Below are 20,854 nucleotides of genomic sequence, written 5' to 3' on the forward strand. Positions count from 1 at the left end.
CGGCCCTCGTGGGAGGGGGCTTTCGTCCCAGAAGGGCAGCCTTACGCGAGGCCGAGATCGTCCATCGAGAACGCGCTGACGTAGGTGAGGCCCTCGGCCTCGATCTTCTCCTTGGAGCCGGTGGCGCGGTCGGCGATCGTGGCGACGCCGACGACCTCGGCGCCTTCCTCGCGGCACGCGGCAACGGCTTCGAGTGGCGACGCGCCGGTCGTCGTCGTGTCCTCGACGACGAGCACGCGACGACCCTTGATCGACGGGCCTTCGATGCGCTGCTGAAGACCGTGCGCCTTGCCCGCCTTGCGGACGACGAACGCGTCGACACGCTCACCTGCGGCGGCCGCGGCGTGGAGCATCGACGTGGCGACCGGGTCGGCGCCGAGCGTCAGGCCACCGACGGCGACGTAGTCGAAGTCGGACGTCAGGTCGCGCATGACGCGACCGACGAGAGGCGCGGCCTCGCCGGAGAGTGAGATACGGCGCAGGTCGACGTAATAGTCGGCCTCCTTGCCGGAGCTCAGCGTCACCTTTCCGTGGACGATGGCCTGGTCCTTGATGAGCTGCAGCAGCGCGGCGCGATCGGCGTCGATGTTCGTCATGGCAGCGATTCTAGGAAACGTCAGTCGCGCGGGCGGTGGCGGTTGCTCAGACGCGGGCTGCGCACGAGCGGGCGCGGCACGACGCGCAGCAGGCCGGTAATGGCCTTGTACTGGCGGCCGGGTACGGAGACGACCTTGCCCGCGTCGACGTCGGCGAGACCGTCGCGCACGAGCCGATCGACGTCGAGCCACAGCCGCTTGGCCAGCGGGCTGGTCTTGTCGACGGGGATCTCGCCGCGCTCGTGGAACTCCGTGTGTGTGAAGCCGGGGCACAGCGCGGTGACGGTGACACCCGTGCCGTGCAGCTGCGCCGCGATGGACTCGCTGAACACGGTGACGTACGACTTGGCGGCCGAGTACGTGCCGCTCGCCATGAAGCTCGCGACCGACGACACGTTGATGACGGTGCCACGTCGACGCTCGACCATCGCGCCCGCCGCGGCATGGGTGAGCACGACGACGGCCTTGACCATGACGTCGACCGACTCGATCTCCTTCTCGACAGGAGTGTCGAGGAACGAGGTCTTCACGCCGAAGCCTGCGTTGTTGACGAGGACGTCGACGGGTTCGTCACGCCGACCCACGCGCTCGGCGACGCGGCGCAGGTCGTCCGCGACGGCGAGGTCGGCTGCGAGCACCTCGACCTTCACGCCGTGGCGGGCTTCGATCTCGGCCTTGATCTCCTCGAGCCGCTCGGCCCGTCGGGCCACGACGACGAGGTCGTGCCCACGTGCGGCGAGCTGTTCGCAGAATTCCCGGCCGATCCCGGCGCTGGCTCCCGTGACGAGTGCTGTTGTCATGGCTTCACTCTGACATGCGAGAGGCGAGCGCAACGGGTCAATTCGGGTCATCCGGAACCCCAGACTTCGCACATGACGCAGATCACATGAAAGGTCATTGAGCGGCATGCCCGCCGCTACCCACCTTGGATCGAGGCCCTTGGGCGGCGGGGAGGAAGCCGAGGGAACCACCCGGAGGGAAGATGCCAGACCAAGTGACGGACCTTGACGGCCTCGGGGACTACCAGCCGCACAAGTCTCCGACGGGAGCACTGCTCACCATTGGCGTCACGGACATCTCCCTGTCCACCTTCGTCGTCGAGGCGGCAAAGGTGACGGACTGCCTTGCGGCCATCCGCCGATCTCCCCATCAGGTGCGTTGCGCAGGAGTCGGTGACATGTATCTGACCCCGAACCCAGCTCGCTCGTGGCAACTCACCGTTTGGGTCGACATTTCCTTGTGCCCCTTCACCCCACAGGACGCCTGGGCAACACTGATTGCTTGGCGACACCTCTTGCAAGAACCGCCCCTGGATCGACACCCCGATCGAGGTGGGGAGCACGTGTACGGCCCGTGGATCCACAACCGCCCAGTGCGCATCCGGGATCCCCGAAAGGGAGCGTTCGCCGCGCATCCCCTCACCTATTTCCAGGAGAGCCTCCCCGTCACGGTCGATGGGGCGGATTGGACGGAGTACATGTAGGACACCTGCTTTTCGGGGGTTGTCGGCGGCGCGTTCTAGGGTTGGGGGCATGCGAATCGCCACATGGAACGTCAACTCCATCCGCACCCGCGTCGACCGCGTCGTCGCCTTCCTCGAGCGTCACGACGTCGACGTGCTCGCCATGCAGGAGACGAAGTGCAAGGACGAGCAGTTCCCCATGGCGCGCTTCGAAGAGGCCGGCTACGAGGTGGCCCACCACGGCCTCAACCAGTGGAACGGCGTCGCCATCGCCTCCCGCGTCGGGCTCGAGGACATCTCGATCGGCTTCGAGGACATGCCGGGTTTCGGTGACCCGATCGCGGCCGAGGCCCGCGCCATCGGCGCGACCTGCGGCGGCGTGCGCACCTGGTCGCTCTACGTGCCCAACGGCCGCGAGATCGACCACCCGCACTACTCCTACAAACTTGAGTGGCTCGAACGGCTCCGTCTCGACGGTGCGAAGTGGCTCGCCGAGGACCCGTTGGCCCAGATCGCGCTCATGGGCGACTGGAACATCGCCCCCACCGACGAGGACGTGTGGGACATGGGCTTCTTCGAAGGCAAGACCCACGTCACACCGCCCGAGCGGGACGCGTTCCAGGCCATGATCGACGCAGGTTTCAGCGACGTCGTGCGCCCCTTCACCCCCGGCCCGGGCACCTACACGTACTGGGACTACACGCAGCTCCGCTTCCCGAAGAAGCAGGGCATGCGCATCGACTTCGCCCTGTGCTCCCCCGCGCTCGCCGAACGCGTCGAGGGCGCGCAGATCGACCGTGACGAGCGCAAGGGCAAGGGCGCGAGCGACCACGCGCCTGTCATCGTCGATCTCGACTGACGCCGCACACATCGGGCGGCCACCGGGCAGTGTCGGTACCGTCCCCGGCGCGCACAGACCGTTAGGTTGGAATGCGTGAGTGCAGTGGCCGAAGTGGACGTCGTCGTCGTCGGAAGCGGGTTCTCCGGCATCGGCATGGCCGTTGCGCTGAAGGCCGCCGGACGCAGCTTCGTCATCCTCGAGAAGGGTGACGAGATCGGCGGCACGTGGCGCGAGAACCGCTACCCCGGCGTCGCTTGCGACGTGCCCAGCCACCTGTACTCGTTCAGCTTCGACCTCAACCCGTACTGGTCACACACGTACTCGAGCGGCGATGTCATCCAGGACTACCTGCTTTCGGTCGTCGAGAAGCACGGGCTGCGTGAGCACGTGCGGTTCGACTCGTGGATGCAGGCCGCGGCCTACGACGACGCCTCCGGCACGTGGCAGGTCACCTCGATGGGAAGCGACGGCTCCGTCTCCGTCGTCACGGCCCGCGCCCTCGTGCTCGGCGTCGGAGCACTGCACATGCCGCACATCCCGCTCATCGACGGTCTGCACACCTTCGGCGGCGAACTCATCCACACCGCGTCATGGCCGCAGGAGACGTCGATGTTCGGCCGCCGCGTCGGCATCATCGGCACCGGCGCGTCTGCCGTGCAGTGCATCCCGCCGCTCGCCGAGGACGCCGAGCACCTCACCGTCTTCCAGCGCAGCGCGCCGTGGATCATGCCGCAGAACAACGACGAGTACTCCGACGCGACGATCGACCTTTTCCGCCGTCACCCCGCCCTCATGCGCGTTCACCGTGAGGCGTTACGCCGAAAGAACGATCTGCGCGCCGTCGCGTTCGACCGCCACCCCAAGCTGCTCGAGATCGCCTCGCGCGAAGCGTCACGACACCTCAAGAACCAGGTGAAGGACCCGGACCTGCGCCGCAAACTCACCCCCAATTACACGATGGGGTGCAAGCGCGTCGTCCTCTCCGACACCTACTACCCCGCTCTCGTGCGCGAGGACGTCAGCGTCGTCACCGAGCCGATCGTCGCCGTCATGCCCGACGGCGTCGTCACCGAGGAGGGCACCGTCCACGAGCTCGACGCACTCGTGCTCGCCACCGGCTTCGACCCCAAGGGTTCCTACGCGCACCTGCAGATCGCCGGACGTGACGGTCGTTCGTTCGCCGAGGAGTGGCAGAGCGGCGTCGAGTCCTACCTCGGCGTGACGATGGCGGGCTTCCCCAACCTCTTCATGCTGCTCGGACCGAACACCGGCCTCGGTCACACGAGCGTTCTGCTCATGGTCGAAGCGCAGATCGCCCACGTCATGCGTTTGCTCGACGAGCGCGACCGCCGCGGAGCGTCATCGGTCGAGGTGCGCCCCGAACTCGTGCCCGCCTTCACCCGCGAGATGCGCGAGCGCAGCGAACGATCCGTGTGGCGCCAAGGCGGCTGCACGTCCTGGTACCTCGATGACGATGGAGAGAACCGCACCCTGTGGCCCGGGGGCGTCGGCGAGTACGAACAGCGCCTCACACGGCCCGACGCGATCGACTTCCTGTTCACCTGAGCCGGCCGCCGCCGCTGGGCGGCTGCCACGGGTCGTTCGGTGCCGGCGGAACGGAGCCAGGGCGCGGGAGGTACCCCGGCGGCGGCTGCATCGGTGTTGGCGGCACGAAACCGCGGATCGGCGGCATCTCCGGGAACGGCTCACGCGCTGCCTCGAACTGCTCGGGCATCAGTTGCGAGCGACGGGACACCCAGGCGACGAAGTAGACGAGCGGGCCCAGCACCGGCAGTGCCCAGACGAGCGTGCGCCAGCGGCGCCACCCGTCGAACGTGTCGACGAGAAGCCTCGGCCGTTTGCGCAGGCTCGTCATCGCAGCATGTGACGTGATGAGCCAGAGCGTCAGGCCGCCGAACAGCACGACGGGGGCAAGGAAGAGCACACCGAACACAATGAAGTCGGCGCCGCCCTCCTGGATCTGGGTGTCGTCGAGGAGCGTCATGGTCCGACGCTAGAGCGAGGCGGTTCGTCGCTGCCGAGAGCAGCCTTCGGGCCTGTGGACAACCCTGCGCAGGCATCGTTGTCCACAGGTGAGCGGCAATGTCAGCGCCTCAGGCGACGGTGCTTCCCGGGTCGATCTGGCTCCCTGCCACGACATCGGATCGCACCACACTGTCGTGCCCCACTACGGCGATCGCGTCATCGTGGGCTCGCTTACCGGCGCTCGACGTTCCCACGCGAACGCCCGCGCGGACGGCGACGTTCGCATCGAGGATGGACGTGCTGACCACGGCCTCGCGCTCGATGACGCACGCGTCGAAGATGACGCTGTCCTCGACCACGGCACCTTCGCGCACGACGACGCCGGGGCCGAGCGTCGAACCCCGCACCGTTCCCGCGATGTCGCATCCGGGCGAGATGACGCTCTCCTCGACCACGGCCCCCGCACGGACCCGCGCCGCGCCCCTGTTCGTCGCGAGCGTCCGCATCGGCCAGTCGACGTCGTCGAAGACACGCACGACGCCGCGCACGAGGTCACGGTGCGCCGCGAGGTACAACTCCGGTCGCCCCATGTCCTTCCAGTACCCCTCGAGCGGGTACGTGCGCACCAGGCCGTCCGCGATGATCTGCGGCAGCAGGTGCTCCGCGAAGTCACCGAGGCCCGTCTCGTCGACGGCGTCGTCACCCTTCCCGTCGTCAGGGCGGGTGGCCTTCTCGGCCTTGTCGAGGCCCGAGAGGAGGGCGTCCTTCTCGTACACGAAGATCTCCGCCGAGATCGTCGTGCTCTCCGGGTTCTCGGGCTTCTCCTCGACGCGCGTCACCTTGCCGGTGGCGTCCGTGATGACGACGGCCTTGTCGGAGGCCTGCGAGCGCGACACCTGCGTGGTGACGATGGTGCAGGCGGCCCCGGTCTCGAGGTGAGCCGCGATGACGTCGCGCAGGTCGAGGGCGAAGATCTGGTCGGCGCTCAGGACAACGACGACGTCGGCGTCCTCGCGCTCGATCTCCCGGCGGATGCGGTAGAGGTCGTCCGCGTTACCCGCTGCGAAGCCACCGGTGCGCACGGCGTCGACCTCGTCGGGCACGACGCGCCGGAAGCCGCCGACGTTGCGGTCGAGATCCCACGGCCGCCCGTGCTGGAGGTGCTCGTCGAGTGAACCGGCCTGGTACTGCACTGAAACCCACACCGAGCCGATGCCCGAGTTGGCGACGTTCGACAGGGTGATGTCGATGAGTTGGTGAGTACCTCCGAAAGGCAGAGCCGGCTTCGCGCGGTCGGCGGTGAGCGCTCCCATGCGGGAGCCCTTTCCGCCGGCTTGGACGATGGCGAGCACCTTGGGTGCGCGGGGCAGGGGCATCGAGTCGGCCATGCGCCAATCCTGCCGGGCGCCACCGGCGTTCACAACCACTCGCCGGGGTGGGCGACGCGAGTCGTGACAGCCTCAGTCGAGGGGCTGCGCCGCAATCGCCTCGATGCTCGTCGCCGCCCCGCCCGCTCCCTCGAAGCCGAGGTGACGCCACGCCTCGTAGGCGACAACGGCGACGGCATTTGCGAGGTTGAGGCTTCGGTTACCCGGCGCCATCGGCAGGTGCACACGCTCGTCCGTAGCGAAGGTAGCGAGCACTTCGTCAGGCAAACCGGATGCCTCACAGCCGAAGACGAGAACGTCGTCGCTGCGGTAGTCGACCTCGTCATACCGACGAGCGCCACGGGAGGTCAGCGCCAACCACCGGCCCGGGCACGCCTCGCGGGCTGAATCGAGGTCGGCATGAACGTGCACCTCCGTCAGCTCGTGGTAGTCGAGCCCGCCGCGGCGCAGGAGACGGTGGTCCATCGAGAAGCCCAGCGGCTCGACGAGGTGCAGGCTCGCCCCGACGTTCGCCGCAAGCCGGATGACGTTGCCCGTGTTGGGCGCGATCTGCGGGTGAACGAGGACGATCTGCACGCGGCGAACCTAACGGATGCCGGCGCGCGAGCGAACCCCAAGGGCTGCTCGCGCGCCGGCGACCGGCATCACTTCATGTACTCCGAGGCCTGCTCGCGCAGCTCGATCTTGCGAATCTTGCCCGTCACCGTCATGGGGAACTCGTCCATGACACGCACGTAGCGCGGCACCTTGTAGTGGGCGAGCTTGCCGCTGCAGTACTCGCGTAGCGACTCCGCTGTGAGCTCCTCGGCGCCGTCCCGCAGGCGCACGCACGCCATGAGTTCCTCGCCGAAGCGCTCGTCGGGCACGCCGATGACCTGCGCGTCGACGATGTCCGGGTGGTTGTAGAGGAACTCCTCGATCTCACGCGGGTAGATGTTCTCGCCGCCGCGGATCACCATGTCCTTGATGCGCCCGGTGATGGCGACGTAGCCGTCCTCGTCCATGACGCCGAGGTCGCCGGTGTGCATCCAGCCGTCGACGATCGCCTCGGCCGTCTTGTCGTCCTGCTCCCAGTAGCCGAGCATCACCGAGTAGCCCTTGGTGCACAGCTCGCCGGGCTCGCCGCGGCCGACGACCTCGTTGGTCACGGGTCGACGATGCTCACCTCGAGGTGCGGACCGACGCGGCCGACCGTCTGCGTGCGCTGCGCGACGGTGTCGTTCTTACGCGTCTGCAGCGACACCGGCGAGGTCTCCGTCATGCCGTAACAGATGGAGACCTCCTCCATGTGCATCTTCTCCATCACCTGGCGCATCGTGTGCTCCGGGCACGGCGAGCCGGCCATGATGCCGGTGCGCAGGCTCGTGAGGTCGAACTCGTCGAAGTTGTCGAGGGCCAGTTCGGCGATGAACATCGTCGGGACGCCGTAGAGGCTCGTGCAGCGCTCGGCCTCGACGGTTCGCAGGGAGATGACCGGGTCGAAACCGGGCGCGGGGATGATCATGGCGGCGCCGTGCGTCGTGCACGCGAGGTTGCCCATGACCATGCCGAAGCAGTGGTAGAAGGGCACCGGGATGCAGGCGCGGTCGTCGGCTGTGTAGCTGCACAGCTCGCCGACGAAGAAGCCGTTGTTGAGGATGTTGCGGTGGCTCAGCGTCGCGCCCTTGGGGAAGCCCGTCGTGCCGCTCGTGTACTGGATGTTGATGGCCTCGCCGTTGTCGAGACCGGCCTGTATCTCGCGGACGGCGGCGACGCCGCGCTCCCCCGCGTCGCGCCCGGCGGCGAAGAGGTCGTCCCAGGTCTGCTTACCGATGAAAACGATGCGCGCCAACTGCTCGCACTCGTCCTTGACCTGCTCGATCATGCGCGCGTAGTTGCTCGTCTTGAACTTCGGCATCGAGATGAGTGTGGAGATGCCCGCCTGCTCAAGTACGTACTTGAGTTCGTGGCTGCGGTAGGCCGGGTTGATGTTGACGAGGACGGCGCCGATCTTCGCGGTGGCGTACTGCGTCAAGGTCCATTCGGGGCAGTTGGGCGCCCAGATACCGACGCGATCGCCCTGCTCGACGCCGGCTTCGAGCAGGCCCGCAGCGAGCGTCTCGACGTCGGCGAGGAACTCGCCGTAGGTCCAGCGACGGCCGCTCTCGATGTCGACGAGCGCCTCGTGATCGGCGTAGGTCTCGACGGTGGCGTCGAGGTTGTCGCCGATCGTCTGCTCGATCAGCGGGGTGTCCGTCTCACCGCGCGTGTGACTGAGTGCGGCGTCCAGCGTTTCGGTCATCGTCAGCTCCCTTTCGGCGCGGCGTCCGGGCACGCGCACGGTGACTGGGGTCACAGGTCGGTCCGGCCAGTGAACCACATCACAAGGGTTCAGTTAATGGTTGTTAACCGAAATTCTTCGGCCGTCTCAGCGCGACGGCGTGAGCGCGGCGAGCGCCATCTGACGCAGGACGGCGCGGGTGCGCTCCCCCTGAGACTCGGCGAGGGGGGCCGTGCGGCCACTGGAATGCGGTGTCGAGTTGAGGGCGCCGAACCCGGCATGCGCCTTGATGCGTGCGCTCTCGACGGAGAGTTCGGGGTCGAGAGCGCACAGAACGCGCACCCAGATCTCGACATAGCGGCGCTGCAACTGACGCACCGTGTGGCGGGCGTCGGCGTCGAGGCTCGCGAGATCGCGCCCCTGCACCCGGATGAGTGCGGGCTTCGTCAAGGAGAAGTCGATGTGGAAGTCGACGAGCGATTCGAGCGCGGCCTGCGGTGTTGGGGCCGCCTCGACGACCGCAGAGCCGTGGGTAAGGAGGTACTCACTGATGCCGACGAGGAGCTCCTCGAGAACGGCTTCCTTGTTGGCGAAGTGTCGGTAGACCGCCGGGCCACTGATGCCGACGGCCTTGCCGAGGTCTTCGAGCCGGACGCCGGCGAGACCACGGTCGGCGATGAGTTCGGCCGCGGCGTCGAGGATCTGCTGACGACGCTCGGCCTTGCCACGTTCGCGGGCGGTGCGCGTGTCCGCCGCCGCGTCGGTCGCCGTCATAACCGTCTCGCTCTCGGTTGCTGGAGATTTCAGTTAAGCACAGTTAACCGAAACGACATGTGAACCGTGGACACTCCAGCGCAACAACGCCATCCGACGCCCCACCTTTCAGTTAATTGTGATTAACTGAGTTTGCGAGTGACTCACGTCACGCGGTGCTCAAAGGCGCGCATGCGCGCGATGTGACGTCACTCGCCACGAACCGCCTTCCGACCCACCGACACCCGGGAGCGAACGCATGGCCCTCGATCACGCCGCGAACCGAGCAGAGCACCAGCGCCTGCTCGAGGAGCTCGACGGCAAACTCCGCACCGCAGCACGCGGTGGCAGCGACAAGGCCCGCGAGCGTCACGTCAGCCGCGGCAAGCTGCTGCCGCGCGACCGCGTGGAAACGCTCCTCGACCCGGGCAGCCCCTTCCTCGAGATCGGCGCGCTCGCCGCTGACGGCATGTACGACGACGAGTGCCCCGGCGCCGGCGTCATCGGCGGCATCGGCCGCGTCGAGGGCCGCGAGTGCGTCATCGTCGCGAACGACGCCACCGTCAAGGGCGGCACCTACTACCCGATGACGGTGAAGAAGCACCTGCGCGCGCAGGAGATCGCGCGCGACAACCACCTGCCGTGCATCTACCTCGTCGACTCCGGCGGCGCGTTCCTGCCCAAGCAGGACGAGGTGTTCCCCGACCGCGAGCACTTCGGCCGCATCTTCTACAACCAGGCCACCCTCTCGGCGAAGGGCATCCCGCAGATCGCCTCTGTCATGGGTTCGTGCACCGCCGGTGGTGCCTACGTTCCGGCGATGAGCGACGAGACCGTCATCGTGCGCAATCAGGGCACGATCTTCCTCGGCGGTCCGCCGCTCGTGAAGGCAGCCACGGGTGAAGTGGTCACGGCCGAGGATCTCGGCGGTGGGGACCTGCACTCCAAGACCTCCGGCGTCACCGACCACCTCGCCGACGACGACCACGACGCGCTGCGTCGCGTGCGCAGCATCGTGCGCACCCTGGGCCCGAAGGCCGAGGTTCCGTGGCGCATGGTGGAGCCGCGCCCCGCGAAGCACGCCCAGGAGCGCCTCTACGACGTCGTGCCGGTCGACCTGCGCACGCCCTACGACGTGCACGACGTCATCGACACCATCGTCGACGACGGCGAGTTCCACGAGTTCAAGGCCGAGTACGGCAAGACGCTCGTCACGGGCTTCGCGCACATCCACGGCCACCCCGTCGCGATCATCGCGAACAACGGTGTTCTCTTCGGCGAGAGCGCCCAGAAGGGCGCGCACTTCATCGAACTCGCCGACAAGCGCAAGACGCCGCTGCTGTTCCTGCAGAACATCACCGGCTTCATGGTCGGGCGCGAGTACGAGGCCGGCGGCATCGCGAAGCACGGCGCGAAGATGGTCACCGCCGTCGCGTGCGCCCGCGTGCCCAAGCTCACCGTCGTCATCGGCGGCTCGTACGGCGCCGGCAACTACTCGATGTGCGGTCGCGCGTACTCGCCGCGTTTCCTGTTCATGTGGCCGAACGCCCGCATCTCCGTCATGGGCGGCGAGCAGGCGGCCTCGGTGCTCGCGACGGTTCGCGGCGACCAGCTCGAAGCGGCCGGCACGCCGTGGAGCGACGAGGACGCCGACGCCTTCAAGGAGCCTATCCGTCAGCAGTACGAAGACCAGGGCAACCCCTACTACTCCACCGCGCGCCTGTGGGACGACGGCGTCATCGACCCGGCCGATACGCGCGACATCGTCGGCCTGGCCCTCGGCGCGTGCGCCCAGGCCCCGCTCGACGATGTTTCCTACGGCGTTTTCCGGATGTGATCTGAGATGAACGAGAGCACGACGACCACGGCCCAGGCGCCCGAGCAGCGCGCCATCACGAGCGTCCTCATCGCCAACCGCGGCGAGATCGCGGTGCGCGTCATCCGCACGCTGCGACACATGGGCATCCGCTCGATCGCGGTTTACTCCGACGCCGACGCAGGTGCCTTGCACGTGCGCGAGGCCGACGACGCGGTCCGCCTCGCCTCCCCCGAACTGCTCGAGGGAGCCTCCGACGAGCGCTACCACGACGGCCGGCCCAAGAACCCGTACCTCGACATCGACCGCGTCATCGCCGCGTGCCGCCTCACGGGCGCCGACGGCGTCCACCCCGGTTACGGCTTCCTCTCCGAGAACACGGCCTTCGCGGCCGCGTGCGAGGAAAACGGCATCGCCTTCCTCGGCCCGAGCGCGCACGCGATCGAGACGATGGGCGACAAGATCACCGCGAAGAACGCCGTCATGGCGTTCGACGTGCCGGTCGTGCCGGGCATCGCGCGCCCGGGTCTCACCGACGACGAACTCGTCGCCGCAGCGTCCGACGTCGGCTTCCCGGTGCTCATCAAGCCGAGCGCCGGCGGTGGCGGCAAGGGCATGCATGTCGTCGAGCGCGCCGAGGACATGGCCGACGCCGTGGCCCGCGCCCGCCGCGAGGCCGCGACGAGCTTCGGCGACGACACGCTCTTCCTCGAACGCTTCGTCCTGCGCCCGCGCCACATCGAGGTGCAAGTCATCGCGGACAAGCACGGCAACGTGATCCACCTCGGTGAGCGCGAGTGCTCGCTGCAGCGCCGGCACCAGAAGGTCATCGAGGAGGCGCCCTCGGCCCTGCTCGACGCCGAAACGCGTGCTCGAATCGGCGAAGCAGCCTGCAACACAGCACGATCCGTCGACTACGTCGGTGCGGGAACGGTTGAGTTCATCGTCTCGGCCGACGCGCCGGACGAGTTCTTCTTCATGGAGATGAACACCCGCCTGCAGGTCGAACACCCCGTCACGGAGCTCGTCACGGGCCTCGACCTCGTCGAGCTCATGGTGCGCGTGGCCGCCGGTGAGGAACTGCCGTTCACCCAGGACGACGTCACGCTCACCGGCCACGCCGTCGAGGCGCGCGTGTACGCCGAGGACCCGGCCCGCGGCTTCCTGCCCACCGGTGGCACGGTCGTCGGGCTCGACGAGCCGCAGGCCGCGAACCTGCGCATCGACTCCGGCATCGCCCGTGGCACCGTCGTCGGCTCCGACTACGACCCCATGCTGAGCAAGGTCATCGGCTACGGCGAAGACCGCGCCGCTGCTCTTGCCTCGCTCGACGAGGGCCTGGCGAAGACCCACGTGCTCGGCGTGACGACGAACATCGACTTCGTCCGCTTCCTCCTCGCCGACGACGACGTGCAGGCGGGTCGACTCGACACCGGCCTGCTCGATGCCCGCGTCGGCGACTACGTCGCAACCCCGGCCCCCGACGACGTGCTCGTCGCCGCTGCGGCAACGCTTCTCGAGCCTTCCGAAGCCGAGGCCGACCCGACGGGCGCCCAGGCCGTGTGGCAGGGCATCGACGGCTGGCGCGTCGGCGGACGCCGCAGCGCACGGACGGTGCGCTTCGAGGTGGCCGACGCCGAGACCGAATCGGGCACGAGCGTCACCGAGGTCGCCCTTGTCTCGACGAAGGACGGCGGCGAGGAGGTCACGCTGCGCCGTGGTCTGCCGCCCCAGCAGGCGAGCCAGCCCCAGGCCGACGCCGCGAGCAGCGACGCCACTCGCGCCACGATCACGCGTCGTGACGGCTCGGGCCGTCTCGTCATGACGACGGCGGGGCTGCGCCGCACGTTCAGCACCGAGGCCGTCACCGACAAGCAGGGTGTGCGCACCGTGTGGGTCGGCTCGCCCGAGGGCACGTTCGCGGTCAAGGAGGCCAAGCACGTCAGCCTCCACGGTGACGCGGCTGCCGCTGCGGGCGGCGACATCAAGAGCCCGATGCCGGGCGCCGTCATCGCGGTGCAGGTGGAGAACGGCGACGAGGTGAGCGCGGGCCAGACGATCGTCATCGTCGAGGCCATGAAGATGGAGCACTCGCTCACCGCGCCCATCGACGGCACCGTCGAGATCCTCGCCCCCGCCGGCACCCAGGTGGCCGTCGACGAGGTGCTCGCCCGCATCACCCCACCCGACGCCACCTGACCGATCACCCGCGGCGCGTCACCCGCGCCGATACCAGCACACCGACTTCCTCCCGAATGAAGGAGAAACCCATGAACACGTCGTTCCTCGCGGCCGACAATCTGCCCGACGAGTACGCCGACCTGCAGAAGATGGTGCGCGACTTCAGCCAGAAGGTCGTTGCGCCCGTCTCCGCCGAGCACGACAAGAACCACACGTTCCCATACGAGGTCGTCAAGGGCATGGCCGAGATGGGCCTGTTCGGGCTGCCGTTCCCCGAGGAGTACGGCGGCATGGACGGCGACTACTTCGCCCTGTGCCTCGCCCTCGAGGAGCTCGCGAAGGTCGACCAGAGCGTCGCCATCACGCTCGAGGCCGGCGTCGGCCTGGGCGCCATGCCGATCTTCCGCTTCGGCAACGAGGAGCAGAAGAGCGAGTGGCTGCCGCAGCTCGCCTCGGGTGAGGCCCTCGGCGGCTTCGGCCTGACGGAGGCCGGTGCCGGTTCCGATGCGTCGGGCACGAAGACGACGGCCCGCGAGGACGGCGACGAGTGGGTCATCAACGGCTCGAAGCAGTTCATCACCAACTCCGGCACGGACATCACGAAGCTCGTCACGGTCACCGCCGTCACGGGTGAGTCGCAGACGAGCGACGGCCGCACGAAGAAGGAGATCTCGACGATCATCGTCCCGACCTCCACGCCGGGCTTCACCGCAGAACCGGCCTACGACAAGGTGGGCTGGAACGCCTCCGACACGCACCCTCTCAGCTTCGACGACGTGCGCGTGCCCAAGGCCAACCTCCTCGGTGAGCGCGGCCGTGGCTACGCCAACTTCCTGCGCATCCTCGACGAGGGCCGCATCGCCATCGCGGCGCTTGCCGTCGGTGCTGCGCAGGGCTGCGTCGACGAGTCGGTGAAGTACGCGAAGGAGCGTCAGGCGTTCGGGCAGAACATCGGCGCCTATCAGGCCATCCAGTTCAAGATCGCCCGCATGGAGGCCCGCGCCCACGCCGCGCGTTCGGCCTACTACAACGCGGCAGCGCTCATGCTGGCCGGCAAGCCGTTCAAGAAGGCCGCGTCCGTCGCGAAGATGGTGGCCTCCGAGGCCGCGATGGACAACGCCCGCGACGCCACGCAGGTGCACGGCGGCTACGGCTTCATGAACGAGTACACGGTCTCGCGCCACTACCGCGACTCGAAGATCCTCGAGATCGGCGAGGGCACCACCGAGGTGCAGCTCATGCTCATCGCCCGGGAACTGGGACTCTGAATCACTCGTGAGGATCGGAGCGCAGCGCAGCGAGCACCGGACCGGAACGAGTGACCGAAGAGTCCCAAGAAAATCGATGACTCTGAATCACTCGTGAGGATCGGAGCGCAGCGCAGCGAGCACCGGACCGGAACGAGTGACCGAAGAGTCCCAAGAAAATGTTCCTGAACACGCCACACGCACGAGTGAGGACACTCCCATGACCCCCATCCCCGAGACGCCGGACGACGTCACGCAGGGCAAGACCGTCGAGCAGCGCGGCCTGTGGTTCGAGGAGTACGAGGTGGGTACGACGTACCTGCACCGCCCCGGACGCACGGCGACCGAAGCCGACAACACTCTGTTCACGACGCTGACGATGAACACGCAGGCCCTGCACCTCGACGCCGCCTACGGCGCCGAGACGGAGTTCGGCGAGCGCCTCGTCAACTCGATGTGGACACTCTCGACCCTCGTCGGCCTCAGCGTCGCGCAGCTGACGATGGGCACCATCGTCGCGAATCTCGGCTTCAGCGAGATCTCGTTCCCGGCGCCGATGAAGGCCGGTGACACGCTCTACGCGGAGACGACCGTCGAGGACAAGCGCGAGTCGAAATCGCGCCCAGGCCAGGGCATCGTCACGCTGCGTCACACCGGGCGCAACCAGCACGGCGACGTCGTCGCGGTGGCGGTGCGTCAGACGCTCGTGAAGTGCGCACCGGCTTCCTGAACCAGCCGACCTCATGATCTGCACCTGGTGACGGATGGGGTAAGTGGTGACGTCTGACCGTCACCACGTACCCCAACCGTCACCGTCTTCGACCCGGAGGAACCGATGGACACTGCAACCTCGTGGACGATGCCCGGCCCCGGCTGGCTCTTCTGCCCCGCCGACCGCCCTGAGCGTTACGCGAAGGCCGCGGCAGCCGCGGACGTCGTCATCCTCGACCTCGAGGACGCGGTGAGCCCGGACGCCAAGGCGGGCGCGCGTCAGTCGATCGTCGATGACCTGCAGGACGTCGAGCGCACGGTCGTGCGCGTCAACGCGGCCACCACGGACGAGTTCGCCGACGACCTCGCCGCGCTCGAGAAGACGCCTTACCGGCGCGTCATGCTCGCGAAGACGGAGACGCGCGCCGACGTCGACAAGCTCGACGGGTACGAGGTCATCGCCCTCGTCGAGTCGCCGCTCGGCGCGGTGAACGCCTCCCAGATCGCAGCGGCCGAGAACGTCGTCGGCTTCATGTGGGGTTCGGAAGACCTCACCGCAGGGCTCGGCGGGCGCCGTAGCCGCCTCGCCGACGGCAGCTATCACCCGATCGTGACGCAGGTGCGCGGCAGCGTCCTGCTCGCCGCCAAGGCCCACGGCTGCTTCGCCCTCGACTCGGTCTTCATGGACATCGGCGATCTCGACGCCCTCGCCGCGGAGACCGACGACGCGGTGAACATCGGCTTCGACGCGAAGGTCGCCATCCATCCCAAGCAGGTCGCGGTCATCCGCGACGCCTACGCGCCCACCGACGAGCAGGTCACCTGGGCCGAGGGCCTCCTCGCAGCCGCCGAGGGCGAGCGCGGCGTCTTCACGTACGAGGGTCAGATGGTCGACGGGCCGGTGTTCAAGCAGGCCCAGCAGATCCTGCGGCGCGCGGAGAACTGACGCCGTCCAATCACTCACATCGGAAGCCCCGACGTCGCCCCACCGGTGACGCCGGGGCTTCGTCGCATCCTGCGTCCACATCGAGGAGATGCAGCGCAACGACAAGAGCCCCTTGCTCTACCACTCCGGCACGATGCACGACTGGAACGAAGCAGCCGTCACCTACGAGATCTGACGCTCCACCGAAACCAGAAGGACCACCATGACCGACACCCTCGAGCGCCCGGGCGACAGCGCCTCGGACGCCCGGAACAGCGACGAGCACGTGCCTGCGCACCGCTCGTCCGGCACGAGCCCGACGCCCGCAGCGCGGCCCGTCTCCGAGTTCTCGACCATCCCCGAGATGGTCGACCGCGTCGCCGCAGGCGCCCTGGAGAAGGCGAGCCACCCGCTGTCGCACTTCGTGCGCTCCCTCATCGGCGGCGTCTTCGTCGCCTTCGGCGTCCTGCTCTCCCTGACGGTGGCAACCGGCGTGTCGACACCCGGCCTCAAATCCCTCGTCATGGGCCTGGCCTTCGGGATGTCGTTCGTCCTCATCCTCGTCTCGGGCGTCTCGCTCATCACCGCCGACATGGCCGCCGGCCTCATCCTCCTGCTGCGCCGCCAGATCGGCGTGGGCGCGTACGGCCGATTCCTCGGCCTCGGGCTCGTGGGAAACCTGCTCGGCACGCTCTTCTTCGTGACGGTGGCTGCCCTCGCCGGCGGGCCCTATCTCGCGAAGCCGTTCATCGAGCAGGCGCTCAAGGTCGGCGTCGCGAAGAGCGGTGAGGGCACGTTCTCGGCCATCCTGCTCGCCGTCCTGTGCACCTGGTTCCTGCAGACCGCCATGTTCATGTTCTTCAAGGCACGCAATGAAGGCACCCGGATGGCGTTCGCGTTCTACGGCCCGTTCGCCTTCGTCGTCGGCGGCACGCAGCACGTCATCGCGAACATCGGCTTCATCGGTTTCCCGTGGCTGCTCCACGCGTTCCACCCCGACGCCGCGCCCGCCACGCCCATCACGTGGGACTTCGGCGATCACGGCATGCTGCGTAACCTCGCGACGACGACGCTCGGCAACTTCATCGGCGGCGCCCTGCTCGTGGCGCTCCCGTTCTACATCGTCTCGCGGCTCATGCAGCGCGAGCGCTGAGTTCCGAGCGAACGTGAAGGAGGCAGGCACCTGGCTGGGGTGCCTGCCTCCTTCACGTTGTCGGACCTGAGCCGACATCGATCAGCTCTCCAGCGGATCCGCCACGTCGCGCGCGGCGATGACCGAGCGGCCGAGGAAGAACAGTGCGATCGCGGCAGCCACGAGTGCCGCGACGCCGGCGCCGATGAAGACGGTGTGCACCTGGACGACGCCGGCGTCGCGCACCGTCTGGGCGTTGGGCCGGTCGACCTTCTGCATCTCCGTCGAGAAGCGGTGAAGACCGACGGCCGTGAGCAGCGCGAGTCCGACGACCATGCCCATCATGCGGCCGACGACGACGAGCGCGGACGTCACGCCGTGTGCGCTCTCCGGGGCGTCGGCGAGCGCCGCGTCGTTGACGGGGGCGATGGCGAGACCGATGCCGAAGCCCGCGACGAGGAGCACGAGCGTCGAGATGACGAGATCGGAGAGGGCTCCGCTGCGCCACCCCGACATGACGAGGATGGCCCCGCCCGCGAGCACGAGCCCGGGAGCCGCGACGAACGCCGGGCCGATGCGGCGCAGCAGGAGACCGCCGACGAGCGCACCGATCGGCACGGCGACGAGGAAGCGCAGCAGGACGAAGGCTGCCGTCGTCTGCGAGTTCGTCATCGTGAGGCGCGCGAGCACCGGGATCTCGACGACGACCGCCACGAGGGCCGTCCCGACGAGGAACGACACGAGCAGCGCCGCAGGCACACGTCCGGTGAGCACGCCGCGCTCGATGAGCGGCTGCTTCGCCGTCAGGTGCCGCACGACGTAGCCGACGAGCAACACCCCGGTGACCGGCAGCAGCCAGACACCCGAGTCGCTCATGACCTGCTTCGAAGAGTCGGCGGTGGCGAACGTCCACACGACACACGCCAGCGCGCCGGTGAGCAGGGCCGCACCGAACACGTCGACCGCCCGAAGGCGCGGCCACCACACCGGAGCCGTGAGCACGACGAAGCCGGCGAGCAGGCCGAGACCCCAGAACCCGATCGGCGTGATGAGGCGGGACGTGTTGCCCTCGTACGGCACGAACGGCGGGCCGTACGTGACGTTGGACGTCAGCCTCTCCGGTGCCCACAGCGCCAACACGACGACGGCCGTGCCGAGAGCCCCGGCGATCCAACCGATGCGGGCGACCCACGTCGAGCGAGCGCCGAGACGCAGCGGTTCACCGGTCGGCGCGCCGCGGCCGAGCACGGCGATGACGACGGCCAGGACGACCGCCGCGCCGGCGTTGAGCCAGAAGATGGCCCGCCAGGACCAGAACGCGAGGACGGCTGCTCCGAGCAGCGGGCCGATGACGGCACCGATCTCCTGCACGGCCGAGACCATGCCGAGGGCGACGCCGCGGCGTCCGCGCGGCAGGAGATCGGCCACCAGGGCGAGCGTGGCGGGCACGAGGCCGCCACCGCCGATGCCCTGAATGACACGGCCTCCGACGATGACCGGGAGGTCCACGGCGAGCGCCGTCACGACGCTGCCGAGGCCGAAGAGCACGAGGCACCACAGGAGCACGCGCTGGCGTGACACGAGGTCGGACAGCCGCCCGATGAGGGGAAGCACCGCGATGTAGCCGAGCAGGAAGCCCGAGACGATCGGCGCGGCACGCTGCAGCTGGTCGATACCGAGCCCGACGCCCGACATCATCTCCTCGAGCGCGAGGACGACGACGTAGGTGTCGGCAGCCGTCAACAGGACGGCGAGCGCTGCTGTGGCGAGCAGCGCCTTCGATCGGGGCGTCGGCTCGCTCACGGCGGGCGTCACGGTGGCGTCCGTGCTCATGCGGGCTTGGAGATCGTCGCCTTCTGCCCGAACTTCGACATCTCGAGGTTGTACGTGGCGTCGGACGAGTCGAAGAACGAACCGTTGATCGACATCGAACGCATCTCGTTCTTGTCGTTGAGACCGACCTCGACCGTGTAGTTCTTACGCGTGCGCCCGAAGCCCATGGCCTTCGTGGCGGTGGGTCCGTCGACCGTGCCCTTGAACAGGGTCACCTTCTCGCCGCCGACGAGCTTCTCGCCCGTCTTCTTCATGTCCTTGCTCAGCACCGGCAGTGCCGGGAGGCCCTTCGAGGCGTTGAACAGCGACGACGGCAGCGGCACACCCATGTCGTCGAGGTTGACGGCGATGTACTTCGACGAGAAGCCGGGCTTGACCCAGCTCTCCTTCTCAATGCTGATGACCTCGGCCTTGACGTCGCTGCCGCCGGTGTTCGCGGTGACCGTGCCCTTGAACGACTGCGGCGAGTTGACGACGTCGCCCTCACCGGACTTCAGGGACGACTCCTGGTCCGGCGTCCCCGAGGAGGTGAGCTTGACGTGGTAACCCGCCGTCTTCGCCATGACGTCCTGCGCGGCCTTGAGGCGCGTGCTGGCGTCGCTGTCGTCCGACGTGTCGGACTTCTTCGTCGACGAGCACCCGGCGAGGGCGAGCGTGGCGAAAGCTCCGGCGAGCGCGATGCGGCGGGAGGGCAACTGTGCGGTCATGCGGTCAACCTATCCATCGGGGGCGCGCGAGCGCCCCATTTGTGCGCATTGGCGTTTCCCGATTGAGACGCTCGCCGGAGCCTTCCCGGTTCCGCCCACCTGACGGCGGCAGCGTGTGTTTGGGTGTGTTCATGGCCCGCATCGACTGGAACACCCGCGAAGTGACTGCGCCCGACGGCGCCCGACTTGCCGTCTTCGTCCACGAACCGGCCGGTCTCGCCCCGGACGCGACGACGATCGTCATGGCGCACGGGTGGACCCTGGATCACCGCTCCTGGGAGCCCGTCGCCGAGCGGCTCGCCGCCGAGGGCGGGCGTCGCATCGTGGCGTGGGATCAGCGCGGACACGGCGGCTCAAGCGTCGCCGGTGGCGCACGACGTGGCGGGGAGGCGAGCGTCCACGCGCTCGGGGACGACCTCGCCCTCGTCATCGAGAAGGCCGTTCCGGCGGGCTCACCGATCATCCTGGCGGGCCACTCGATGGGCGGTATGACGATCATGGCGTTCGCGGGCATGCACCCCGACGTCGTGCGCGAGCGCGTCACGTCCGTCGTCCTCGTGGCGACGTCCGCCGGGCAGCTGCGCGGCCTGCGCATCCCCGGCGAAGCACTCGCCATGCGGGCCCTGAGCCACATCCCGTGGCGCCCGGGTGTTTTCGCGACGACGCGTTCGCAGCGCATCGCGTTCGGCCAGGACGCCCGCAAGGAGGACGTCATCGCCGCGCGCGCCCAGATGCGCGGCACCCGCCTGTCGACGACGGGCAGCTACTACAAGGCCCTCATGGCCCACGACGAACTCGCGGCCCTTGAGTCACTCAAGGACACCCCGGTGACGATTCTCGTCGGCACGCGCGACATGCTCACCCCGCCGCGTCACGCCAAGGCGCTCGCCGAGGCACTGCCGGACGCCGACGCTCAGTTCCTCGAGGGCAAGGGGCACATGCTCACCTACGAGGCGCCCGACGAGGTGGCCGCCGCCATCCTCCGATCCTGAGCGGCCGCCGGGGCACTGGTCCCG

17 protein-coding genes and 1 pseudogene are annotated in these 20,854 nt (G+C 68.4%); 9 read left to right on the forward strand and 9 right to left on the reverse strand.

The window, feature by feature from the left end; translation table 11 throughout:
• Positions 1-41 precede the first annotated feature (41 nt).
• Together pyrE and AA983_RS01540 are read right to left on the reverse strand one after the other, a co-directional pair.
• Entirely contained in the window at positions 42-596 is a 555-nt protein-coding gene (gene pyrE / locus AA983_RS01535; RefSeq protein ID WP_047310467.1) for an orotate phosphoribosyltransferase, read from the reverse strand.
• 20 nt (positions 597-616) lie between these two features.
• Positions 617-1,396: an SDR family oxidoreductase gene (locus AA983_RS01540; protein ID WP_047310468.1), complete on the reverse strand. Its 780-nt coding sequence runs from the start codon at positions 1,394-1,396 to the stop codon at positions 617-619.
• A gap of 732 nt (positions 1,397-2,128) precedes the next feature.
• Between AA983_RS01540 and AA983_RS01550 the strand changes: the two genes are divergently transcribed.
• Together AA983_RS01550 and AA983_RS01555 are read left to right on the forward strand one after the other, a co-directional pair.
• Positions 2,129-2,917: an exodeoxyribonuclease III gene (locus AA983_RS01550; RefSeq protein WP_047310470.1), complete on the forward strand. Its 789-nt coding sequence runs from the start codon at positions 2,129-2,131 to the stop codon at positions 2,915-2,917.
• A 75-nt stretch (positions 2,918-2,992) separates the two neighbouring features.
• Positions 2,993-4,465 carry an NAD(P)/FAD-dependent oxidoreductase gene (locus AA983_RS01555; RefSeq protein WP_052946754.1) on the forward strand — a complete coding sequence of 491 codons (1,473 nt, stop codon included), beginning with the start codon at positions 2,993-2,995 and terminating at the stop codon, positions 4,463-4,465.
• Here AA983_RS01555 and AA983_RS01560 read toward each other — a convergent pair.
• The 5 genes and pseudogenes from AA983_RS01560 to AA983_RS01580 form a co-directional block, all read right to left on the reverse strand.
• On the reverse strand, positions 4,458-4,904 hold the full coding sequence (locus AA983_RS01560; protein WP_047310471.1) for a hypothetical protein: 447 nt from the start codon (positions 4,902-4,904) through the stop codon (positions 4,458-4,460). The genes AA983_RS01555 and AA983_RS01560 overlap by 8 nt on opposite strands.
• A 109-nt stretch (positions 4,905-5,013) precedes the next feature.
• A complete protein-coding gene (locus AA983_RS01565; protein ID WP_231579497.1) occupies positions 5,014-6,273 on the reverse strand; it encodes a glucose-1-phosphate adenylyltransferase family protein in 1,260 nt (419 codons plus the stop codon).
• A 72-nt stretch (positions 6,274-6,345) separates the two neighbouring features.
• A complete protein-coding gene (locus AA983_RS01570) occupies positions 6,346-6,849 on the reverse strand; it encodes a tRNA (cytidine(34)-2'-O)-methyltransferase (protein ID WP_047310472.1) in 504 nt (167 codons plus the stop codon).
• Positions 6,850-6,917: 68 nt separating this feature from the next.
• Positions 6,918-8,554: pseudogene (locus AA983_RS01575) on the reverse strand (AMP-binding protein).
• A 126-nt stretch (positions 8,555-8,680) separates the two neighbouring features.
• The gene (locus AA983_RS01580; protein WP_047310473.1) at positions 8,681-9,307 is read right to left on the reverse strand and encodes a TetR/AcrR family transcriptional regulator; all 627 of its coding nucleotides are present in this window, start codon (positions 9,305-9,307) and stop codon (positions 8,681-8,683) included.
• 238 nt (positions 9,308-9,545) lie between these two features.
• On the opposite strand from AA983_RS01580, the gene AA983_RS01585 reads away from it, so the two are divergent.
• From AA983_RS01585 to AA983_RS01610, 6 genes are all read left to right on the forward strand, one after another.
• Complete coding sequence (locus AA983_RS01585) at positions 9,546-11,123, forward strand: carboxyl transferase domain-containing protein (RefSeq protein ID WP_047310474.1); 1,578 nt, start codon at positions 9,546-9,548, stop codon at positions 11,121-11,123.
• Between the two features lie 6 nt (positions 11,124-11,129).
• A complete protein-coding gene (locus AA983_RS01590; RefSeq protein ID WP_047310475.1) occupies positions 11,130-13,301 on the forward strand; it encodes a biotin carboxylase N-terminal domain-containing protein in 2,172 nt (723 codons plus the stop codon).
• A 71-nt stretch (positions 13,302-13,372) separates the two neighbouring features.
• Positions 13,373-14,551: an acyl-CoA dehydrogenase family protein gene (locus tag AA983_RS01595; RefSeq protein ID WP_047310476.1), complete on the forward strand. Its 1,179-nt coding sequence runs from the start codon at positions 13,373-13,375 to the stop codon at positions 14,549-14,551.
• Positions 14,552-14,750: 199 nt separating this feature from the next.
• Entirely contained in the window at positions 14,751-15,260 is a 510-nt protein-coding gene (locus AA983_RS01600) for a MaoC family dehydratase (protein ID WP_047310477.1), read from the forward strand.
• A 105-nt stretch (positions 15,261-15,365) separates the two neighbouring features.
• Positions 15,366-16,187, forward strand: a complete 822-nt coding sequence (locus AA983_RS01605; RefSeq protein WP_047310478.1) for a CoA ester lyase — start codon at positions 15,366-15,368, stop codon at positions 16,185-16,187.
• 202 nt (positions 16,188-16,389) lie between these two features.
• Positions 16,390-17,319 carry a formate/nitrite transporter family protein gene (locus AA983_RS01610; RefSeq protein ID WP_052946755.1) on the forward strand — a complete coding sequence of 310 codons (930 nt, stop codon included), beginning with the start codon at positions 16,390-16,392 and terminating at the stop codon, positions 17,317-17,319.
• Between the two features lie 81 nt (positions 17,320-17,400).
• Here AA983_RS01610 and AA983_RS01615 read toward each other — a convergent pair whose 3' ends face one another.
• Together AA983_RS01615 and AA983_RS01620 are read right to left on the reverse strand one after the other, a co-directional pair.
• The gene (locus AA983_RS01615) at positions 17,401-19,131 is read right to left on the reverse strand and encodes an MFS transporter (protein ID WP_047310479.1); all 1,731 of its coding nucleotides are present in this window, start codon (positions 19,129-19,131) and stop codon (positions 17,401-17,403) included.
• Complete coding sequence (locus AA983_RS01620) at positions 19,128-19,838, reverse strand: LppX_LprAFG lipoprotein (RefSeq protein ID WP_047310480.1); 711 nt, start codon at positions 19,836-19,838, stop codon at positions 19,128-19,130. The genes AA983_RS01615 and AA983_RS01620 overlap by 4 nt, the downstream gene beginning before the upstream one ends.
• 131 nt (positions 19,839-19,969) lie before the next feature.
• On the opposite strand from AA983_RS01620, the gene AA983_RS01625 reads away from it, so the two are divergent.
• A complete protein-coding gene (locus AA983_RS01625; protein WP_047311086.1) occupies positions 19,970-20,830 on the forward strand; it encodes an alpha/beta fold hydrolase in 861 nt (286 codons plus the stop codon).
• The last annotated feature ends 24 nt before the right edge of the window (positions 20,831-20,854 follow it).

The sequence above is a fragment of the Dermacoccus sp. PE3 genome (assembly GCF_001021715.1).
Lineage (GTDB): Bacteria > Actinomycetota > Actinomycetes > Actinomycetales > Dermatophilaceae > Dermacoccus > Dermacoccus abyssi.

Excerpts from the sequence above, each read along its gene's own strand:
- pyrE (WP_047310467.1), bottom strand. The coding sequence starts at position 596 with ATGACGAACATCGACGCCGATCGCGCCGCGCTGCTGCAGCTCATCAAG.
- AA983_RS01540 (WP_047310468.1), bottom strand. The coding sequence starts at position 1,396 with ATGACAACAGCACTCGTCACGGGAGCCAGCGCCGGGATCGGCCGGGAA.
- AA983_RS01550 (WP_047310470.1), top strand. The coding sequence starts at position 2,129 with ATGCGAATCGCCACATGGAACGTCAACTCCATCCGCACCCGCGTCGAC.
- AA983_RS01560 (WP_047310471.1), bottom strand. The coding sequence starts at position 4,904 with ATGACGCTCCTCGACGACACCCAGATCCAGGAGGGCGGCGCCGACTTC.
- AA983_RS01565 (WP_231579497.1), bottom strand. The coding sequence starts at position 6,273 with ATGGCCGACTCGATGCCCCTGCCCCGCGCACCCAAGGTGCTCGCCATC.
- AA983_RS01580 (WP_047310473.1), bottom strand. The coding sequence starts at position 9,307 with ATGACGGCGACCGACGCGGCGGCGGACACGCGCACCGCCCGCGAACGT.
- AA983_RS01585 (WP_047310474.1), top strand. The coding sequence starts at position 9,546 with ATGGCCCTCGATCACGCCGCGAACCGAGCAGAGCACCAGCGCCTGCTC.
- AA983_RS01590 (WP_047310475.1), top strand. The coding sequence starts at position 11,130 with ATGAACGAGAGCACGACGACCACGGCCCAGGCGCCCGAGCAGCGCGCC.
- AA983_RS01595 (WP_047310476.1), top strand. The coding sequence starts at position 13,373 with ATGAACACGTCGTTCCTCGCGGCCGACAATCTGCCCGACGAGTACGCC.
- AA983_RS01600 (WP_047310477.1), top strand. The coding sequence starts at position 14,751 with ATGACCCCCATCCCCGAGACGCCGGACGACGTCACGCAGGGCAAGACC.
- AA983_RS01605 (WP_047310478.1), top strand. The coding sequence starts at position 15,366 with ATGGACACTGCAACCTCGTGGACGATGCCCGGCCCCGGCTGGCTCTTC.
- AA983_RS01610 (WP_052946755.1), top strand. The coding sequence starts at position 16,390 with ATGACCGACACCCTCGAGCGCCCGGGCGACAGCGCCTCGGACGCCCGG.
- AA983_RS01615 (WP_047310479.1), bottom strand. The coding sequence starts at position 19,131 with ATGAGCACGGACGCCACCGTGACGCCCGCCGTGAGCGAGCCGACGCCC.
- AA983_RS01620 (WP_047310480.1), bottom strand. The coding sequence starts at position 19,838 with ATGACCGCACAGTTGCCCTCCCGCCGCATCGCGCTCGCCGGAGCTTTC.
- AA983_RS01625 (WP_047311086.1), top strand. The coding sequence starts at position 19,970 with ATGGCCCGCATCGACTGGAACACCCGCGAAGTGACTGCGCCCGACGGC.